6 protein-coding genes are annotated in these 7,536 nt (G+C 54.4%); 2 read left to right on the forward strand and 4 right to left on the reverse strand.

The annotated features are described in order from the left end of the window. Positions 1–13: 13 nt before the first annotated feature. The 3 genes from EYB31_RS02320 to EYB31_RS02330 all read right to left on the reverse strand — a co-directional run bounded on the left by EYB31_RS02320 (position 14) and on the right by EYB31_RS02330 (position 4,112). Complete coding sequence (locus EYB31_RS02320) at positions 14–1,072, reverse strand: LacI family DNA-binding transcriptional regulator (RefSeq protein ID WP_131011629.1); 1,059 nt, start codon at positions 1,070–1,072, stop codon at positions 14–16. A 119-nt stretch (positions 1,073–1,191) separates the two neighbouring features. Further along, positions 1,192–2,625 carry a hypothetical protein gene (locus tag EYB31_RS02325; RefSeq protein ID WP_131011630.1) on the reverse strand — a complete coding sequence of 478 codons (1,434 nt, stop codon included), beginning with the start codon at positions 2,623–2,625 and terminating at the stop codon, positions 1,192–1,194. A 95-nt stretch (positions 2,626–2,720) separates the two neighbouring features. Beyond that, positions 2,721–4,112: an MFS transporter gene (locus EYB31_RS02330; protein WP_240762003.1), complete on the reverse strand. Its 1,392-nt coding sequence runs from the start codon at positions 4,110–4,112 to the stop codon at positions 2,721–2,723. A 189-nt stretch (positions 4,113–4,301) separates the two neighbouring features. Between EYB31_RS02330 and EYB31_RS02335 the strand changes: the two genes are divergently transcribed. Next, the gene (locus tag EYB31_RS02335) at positions 4,302–5,159 is read left to right on the forward strand and encodes a helix-turn-helix transcriptional regulator (protein ID WP_131011631.1); all 858 of its coding nucleotides are present in this window, start codon (positions 4,302–4,304) and stop codon (positions 5,157–5,159) included. A 131-nt stretch (positions 5,160–5,290) separates the two neighbouring features. Here EYB31_RS02335 and EYB31_RS02340 read toward each other — a convergent pair whose 3' ends face one another. Then, a complete protein-coding gene (locus EYB31_RS02340; protein WP_131011632.1) occupies positions 5,291–5,848 on the reverse strand; it encodes an NADPH-dependent FMN reductase in 558 nt (185 codons plus the stop codon). A gap of 428 nt (positions 5,849–6,276) precedes the next feature. On the opposite strand from EYB31_RS02340, the gene EYB31_RS02345 reads away from it, so the two are divergent. Beyond that, positions 6,277–7,521 (forward strand): IS110 family RNA-guided transposase, encoded by a 1,245-nt coding sequence (locus tag EYB31_RS02345; RefSeq protein ID WP_131011633.1) that lies wholly within the window; start codon positions 6,277–6,279, stop codon positions 7,519–7,521. Positions 7,522–7,536 lie beyond the last annotated feature (15 nt).

Consider the following 7,536-nt stretch of genomic DNA (forward strand, 5'->3'; position numbering starts at 1 on the left):
TTTTCAAAGCACATTATAGAGTCGGTACATTAGCGCCGCTTGATTCCCGCTGAATCAGCTTCATCGGGATATGAATCTCCTGCCCGCCCGTATCCATCGATGCGTCCGGCATATGGAACGGCTTCTCTTCGAGCCGCTCCAGCATCTTCCCGATAGCAATGTCCGCCTGCAAATCGTAAGCAATGTCCAGCGTCGTCAACGCCGGATAACAAGCGGTGGAAAGCGGGTCGTTGTTGATGCCCGAGATTTTCACCTGATCCGGCACGCGCAAACCACGCTTTAATGCCGCCGACATGACCGATAACGCGGCATAATCGTCGAACACTAGAATGCCGATCGGCTGAGTTTCGTGCAGGCTGCTGCGGATCACTTCATCTACGATGCGGTCGGCCGCACAATCCGTGATGTCCAGCAGCATAACCGGAAGATCGCCGCCGTACTGTTCTACGCCTTTCTTGAAGCCGGCCAACCGCTGCCCGTTGACCTCCAGCGCTTTGCTGCGCCCGACGTAAACAAGCGATTGGCAGCCTTGCTGGACCAGATGCCTTACAGCCTCCAAGCTGCCTCCCGCAAAATCGAGATTCACCGCGGCAAGCGCGATGTCCGCAGGCCAACCCCAGCCATTAAACAACACAAGCGGAGTGCCGTCGCTGACAACCGCTCGGGTCGATTCGTGAGACATCGCGAGGCCATGGCAGAATAAGCCGTCCACCCGGCGGGAAAGCAGCATTTCCAGATGCCGCTTCTCCATTTCCGGCTTCATGCCTCCGGCCGAAAACACCGACATGTGATAGCCGTGCTCATTCGCCTTGCGTTCCATCTCCTCGGCAAATTGCCCATAATATCCGGTAAAGCTGGGAACAATTAAACCTAGCTCGTACGATTTCTGCCGGCTTAAATTGGCCGCCATTACGTTCCTGCGGTAACCGAGCTGCTTGGCGGTGTCTTCCACCTTACGGATCGTTTCTTCCGACATCGGCACGTTGCGGCGGTTGAGCACATTCGAAACGGTTGCAATCGAAACGCCTGCCGCTTCGGCAATGTCGACAATGGTGACGGATCGTTTGCTCATTTTGTTCAATACGCCTCCAATTTAAACGTTTAAATTGATTTTATATTGAAACGTTTAAACCGTCAAGGGGGGCTGCTTGCCTGATCCCCGCTTGACGTTGCTTTGCTGCGTTATAGCATTTACTGCTGAGGCATCTTTCTGGACGCCAGAAACAGTTCTTTTTCCGTTAGCGCCACGCTGCTGCCGTCGCTCAGCTTGCTGATCCGGTTGTCTTCGCCGGAGACTACATACACTTCTCCTTGACCGTCCGCGTAAAACAGCCCTTTGGCAGGAGCGCGCCATTTGTCGGCGCTGCCGTCGGATTTGAGGCGATATACTTGCTTCTCCACGTCGTCCGTTAATGCGCCGCCGGCCAGCACGACCAACGTGCCGTCGCCCATTACCGCTAACATACTCACAACCTCCGCTCCAAGCTTTTCATTGATGGAGTGCGGAGCGCCCTCTTTATCGATCAGCCATAAACGATGTTCCGACCAGGAGATATGATGCGGTTCGTGAAACGCATCTGCGCTGCTGACCCAAAACGTGCCGTCGCCGTTATCGACCCACCTGTACGGCGGAATGTTATCCAGCTTCGTCACTTGCCCGCCGCTAACCAGAAACGTGGCATCGCTTGCGCTGGGCACATTGGTATACAAGCTGATCAGATTGCTTTTGCCCAGCGGCAGCACATAATCCTCCGTGCGCACACCCTCTTGTTCATAAGCGTAACCGGAGCCCCATGTCTTTGCCTGCTCCAACGCGGATTGTAACGAAACCAGTTCCTTGCCGTTCCATGAGACCGTGTCGCCGGCCAGCTTTGTTTGGTTGCGCTGTACCGCAGGATCGGTTTCCACCCGTTTGACTGCTTTCCGGTTTTCCGTTTGCGGGAGGTTGCCCTCCGTCCCTTGCGCGCGCAGCGATTCCGGAGCCCCTCGGAGCGATTTATCGATCTTGAAAGTCCCGTAAATATTGGTGCCGAAAAACAGCGATTGCCCATCGTCTCCATAAATTCCGCCTATAACATGTTTTCGGTCGCCTGCCACCAGCCCAAATCCGTCTTCTGCGCTCCATGCGGTCGCCCAGCCGAATTCCTCTTGGGCAAACCGCCACGTCAGCGGAAAATACGTAATGTTGCGGAACGACAATACAGGGTAAGGTTCGCTGGAGTTATCGATTGGTTTGCTGTTTACCGTAATCCGGTAAGCGGCGACCTCCGCTTCGTAGGGCTTATTCAGCTCGTTATTTTCGGAAGCGGGAGGTTCGTACGGCTGCGCAAACGACTGTGATTCCGGCTGCTCTTTCCTCTGGATCGAAAATCCCCTGCCCTCGCTCCAATCGATAGCCACATTTAAACGAATGCTGTTGTTCCAGGTCATCGGAACATAAGTAACCCCCTTGTATACGATCGGAGGATACGGTTCAAATTGGGCAATAGGCGCATACGAGTTGAGACTTACTTCGAACGGGGGAAGCGTCACTTGCACTTTGGCCGCGGCGGCTCCCGCCGGCAATGACAAGCTCAGCAGCATCAAGGCGGCAGCCGGAACTGCCGCCAACATCCGTTTCATCATCGGAACATACAGCCCTTCTTTGTTTTTTTAAACATAAGACGCCGCCTGTTGCCAAAAAGTTGCAGCTTGACCGGATTCGCGATAGGAAACGCGGTTTACGGCGCCTTTTTGCCGCCAATGTATGCCCACGAAAGCCAGCAGCCGGCAAATAAAACGATGGCCGCCGCCGCAAGCGCTAGCCGCATGCCGCCCATAAGCGAGGCGCTGCCGTTCATGACCGCGCCAAACAAAGCGACGCCTAGCGTTGCTCCGAGCTGCCTGCTCGAGTTCAAAGCGCCCGACACGGTGCCTGTCTGCTCCTTGGGGACGGAAGAGATTACGGCAGCCATCAGCGACGGAATGGTGAGCGATACGCCATAACCGACCATTACTAAGCCAAGCAGCATCCATGTATACCTGGCATGTTCATCCGCGCTTAACTGCAGCAGCGTGCCAAGAGCGGCCAGACCGAACCCGGCCGTCATCGGCAGCTTCGCCCCGATCCGCCCGACCAAGCGGCCGGTAAAGATCGGGTTAACCGCCATCGGAACGGTCATCGGCAGCAAAGCAAGTCCGGCCATATAAGCGGGCAAGCCGCGGATTTGCTGAAAAAACAGCGGCAGCGCAAACAACAAGCCCGAAAAGCCGATGTTCACCGCCATGCCGGCAAGAAGACCCGCCGATACGGTATGATTTCTGAATATGCCAAGCGGGAGCAGCGGCGCCTTGCTTTTGGCTTCAAGCGCAATAAACAAAACGGCGCAAACCGCCGCCGCGCTCAGCGCGCTTATAATCACCGGCGAATGCCAGCCGTAGGCCTGCCCTTCCATTAGAGCGAAAGATACCGCACCAATTGCAGAGATCGCGGCAAGCTGGCCGCCGAGATCAAAGTTTTTCTGTTGCTTGCGCTCCGTTTCGCGGGCAAGCCGCGAAGTTAAGGCCAGGCTGATAATCGCAAGCGGCACCTGGAGCAGGAATATGCTGCGCCAGCCGAACGCATCGACCAGCAGGCCGCCGACAACCGGCCCTGACGCCATTGCGACGCCGGTGATCGCCGCCCATATGCCAAGCGCCCGCGCGCGTTCGGAGGGCCCGGGAAAAGCGTGCGAAAGCAAAGCAAGCGAAGCGGGCGTCAAAGCGGCTCCTCCTGCGCCAAGCAGCCCACGCATGGCGATCAGTGCGCCCAGCGACGGCGCAAAGGCCGATATGGCCGAGGCCGCCATAAACAACGCCAGGCCGCCCATATAGACGCGTTTGGCGCCCCATCTGTCGGCGAGCGCGCCCATCGACAGCAGCAGCCCGGCAAACACGATCGTATAGGCGTTAGCCACCCATTCCAGACCGGAAATGCCCCCGCCCAAATCGTCCCGGATCGCCGGAAGCGCTACGCTTAACACCGTAGTGTCCAGCAGCACCATAAAATAACCAAACGAGATACCCAGCAGCAGCAGTGTTTTCCCCCGTTTGCCAGTATGCATCGTTTGTGTCCATATCGCTTTTTCCACCATAAAATCCCCTCTCTTGTGCCCATTCGGCATGTCGCCGCAACCTTCCTCGAAAGTGTATAATGAAATATATACGAGTACGAGATGACGGTTTATCCTAGGAGCGGGACTCCTATGTTTGGCTGAAAGCGCGGCTTGCTCTCAAACTTCATACAGAGGGTTAAGGGCGATAAAGGAGAGGAGTTGCAAGCGATGGAATCATCCACCCATGGGCGGCTGCAGGAGCTGGCCCAGTTTCTACGCGCGCGGCGGGCCCGCGTTACCCCTGAACAGGCCGGTCTGACGTTCAGCGGCCGTCGCCGCACGCCGGGGCTGCGGCGCGGGGAAGTGGCGCTTCTGGCGGGGATCAGCGTGGACTGGTATACATGGCTGGAGCAAGCGCGAAACATTCAGGTGTCCACGCAGGTGCTGGACAGCATCGCGCGGGCGCTGCAGCTTGACGCAAACGAGCGGAATCATTTATTTATGTTGGCGCTGCAGCAGCTGCCGGCCGATCTGACGCCGGCGGAAGGCGAAATTACCCGGACGCTGCAAAGCTTTCTTGATCAGCAGGGGACAAGCCCCGCTTACGTTAGCGATCAGCGGCTGACGATTGTCGCCTGGAACAGATCCGCCAGCCTGATTTACGGCAAATACGAAGAGATGACGCCGCGCGAACGCAACAGCGTCTGGCGCACGTTTACTTCGCCGTACGTCCGCCGGATGCTGCAAAGCCACTGGGAAAGCCACGCACGGCACCGTCTGGCGCAATTTCGCGCCTGCTACGGCAAATTCGTCGGCGATCCGTGGTGGACGGAGCTTATTGAGGATTTGAGCCGGGCCAGCGCGGAATTCAGAGCATGGTGGCCGCAGCACGATGTGTTAAACGGCCCCGAAGGGCTGAAGATCAATCACCATCCGACTGCGGGACGGCTCGTATTCGAGCAAATTTCGTTTAGCGTTATGGACCAGCCCCATCTTACGGTCACGATCAACATCCCGTCTACGGATGACGATACGGTCGCCAAGCTGCAGAAATTTCTTGTTGAAGGAACCGCCGTTACACCGTGATAATGCAATTTAATCTAAACCAAGCTTGTGAAAATGAAAACAGCGACAGCCCGGACGCAAAATAATGAGTCCTGGGCTGTCGCTGTTTATTCATTTATTGGGTTCCCGTTTTCTTCGTTTTAAACTTTATTTCACGGCTTTTTTCTAATAGGTTTTAACGCGCCGCTCCAGCTTATGACTTGATTCAGCATTTCATTTACATTGTTCAGGTGCAATTCGGCCGGTTTGAAAGTAGTGAAATTTTCAAAATCCGTAAATAGCGATAACGTTGGATGCACCCGTACATCGGCGATCATTAATTCCCCCATAATCCCGCGTAAATGCTCAGCCGCGCGAGCCCCGCCCGTTGAGCCGTAACTTACGATGCCCGCCGCCTTGTTATTCCATGCTTCCCGAGCGGTATCCAGCGCATTTTTTAGCGCGCCGGAAATACTGTGATTGTATTCCTGAACGATAAATACGAATCCGTCCAATTCGGCCAGCTTTGCATTCCAAGCCGCAATCCCCGGCTCCGTTCCATCGGTTGTGCCTATAAACGGCAGCTGATAATCGGCAATGTCAACAATTTCATAATGGGCATCTCCACGTTGGTCAGCGATTCCTTTAACCCAGTCTCCTATTTGCGGACTCACCCGGCCTTGCCGGGTGCTGCCTAAAATGATCCCGATGTTTAACTTTTCATTTGCCATAACTCATCCTCCTCGTATAGTATTTCTTAAAGATTGTTGTTGAGCCAATTTCCAGTACCCTAGGGTACTGGCGGCCACCTTCAAAATTTCCAATTTGATCTTTGAAAAATGAAAAATAAATGAAGATTCTTAAAAGGGACTGGACTTTTCGTGATGCTTCCAGACAATGAATCTTAGGGTTCATTCGGGGAAACTCTTTTTCCTCCTGTAGTTCGACTACTCTTAAAGTCTGTTTCCCTGGCACTCGTGCGGCACTTCTTACCCGCTGGCTGTTCCCTCCGGCAACCCATGCCCGAAGATAGCAACTTCGGGGCAGCTCATGGACCGAAGTGAGTTCTCATAGGCGAGGGTGATTGATCGGCGAGCGCGCTGGGGGCATCCCGAAAAGTCCATTTCCCTGAATCCCTAATAGAAAGGAGGATTTCCACTTGAAACTCTTTGTCGGTATTGACGTAAGCAGTGAGCAGCTTGAAGCCTGTTTTATGAACATGGAAGGCGACTCGCTCGACACCCTGCTGGTGAAAAATAACCTGGCCGGCGCCCAATATTTGCGCGACCGTATTCTTTCACACGCGGACAAGCTCCCGGCTACGGAAATCCATGTCGGCCTTGAAGCCACTTCGGTTTACAGCTGGCATCCAGCTATGTATCTTCACGAAGACGAAGCATTGAAAGCACGCAAGACGAAAGTATTTACCATCAATCCCAAGCTGATCAACAAGTTCAGAGAAGCTTATGCCGATCTGGACAAAACCGACCGGCTCGACGCCTGGATCATTGCAGATCGTCTACGATTCGGCAGGTTGACGACAACCATTGTGATGCAGGAGCGATATCTCGCCCTTCAGCGCATCACCCGCATGCGATTTCACCTGGTCCATAATCTGACCCGGGAGAAGCAGTACTTTCTTCAAAACTTGTTCTACAAATGCAATGCGTTCCGTTCGGAAGTGGACAGCTCCGTTTTTGGCCACGCGATCATGGAACTCCTCTCCGAGAAGTACAGTCTTGATGAAATTGCATCGATGGAGATTGCCGCGCTAGCAGACTATCTCCAGGAGAAAGGCAAAAACCGTTTCCCGGATCCCGAAGGTGTCGCTGCCTGTATCCAGAAAGCGGCACGGGCGTCTTACCGCCTATCCAAAGTCATGGAAGATTCCATCGATCTGGTCCTTGGCACATCGATTCAGTCTATTCGGAGCATACAGGCTCAGCTCAAAGAATTGGACAAGGCGATCGAGAAGATGCTGGATGGCCTTCCCGGAGCCAAGTGCTTGAGATCCATTCCGGGCATCGATTTGGTCTATGCCGCTGGTATCCTCTCCGAGATCGGCGACATAGAACGCTTCGATGATCAAGCCGCGGTGGCCAAATATGCCGGCCTAGTATGGCGAAAACATCAATCCGGTCCTTTTGAAGCCGAAGAAACCAAACGCATTCGCTCCGGCAACCGTTTCCTTCGCTATTACCTCGTTGAAGCTGCCAACTCGGTAAAAAACCGCGATTCGGAGTTCGGAGCGTTTTACAGGAAAAAGTTTAAGGAAGTACCCAAGCACCAACATAAACGCGCCCTCGTCTTAACCGCAAGAAAACTAGTGCGTCTGGTCGATGCGCTGCTACGCAACGACCAACTTTATACGCCGAAAAGGAAGGTGATGACTGCGAAGGATTGACGCCTCCTTTGCCAA

The sequence above is a fragment of the Paenibacillus thalictri genome (genome assembly GCF_004307995.1).
Classification (GTDB): domain Bacteria; phylum Bacillota; class Bacilli; order Paenibacillales; family NBRC-103111; genus Paenibacillus_AF; species Paenibacillus_AF thalictri.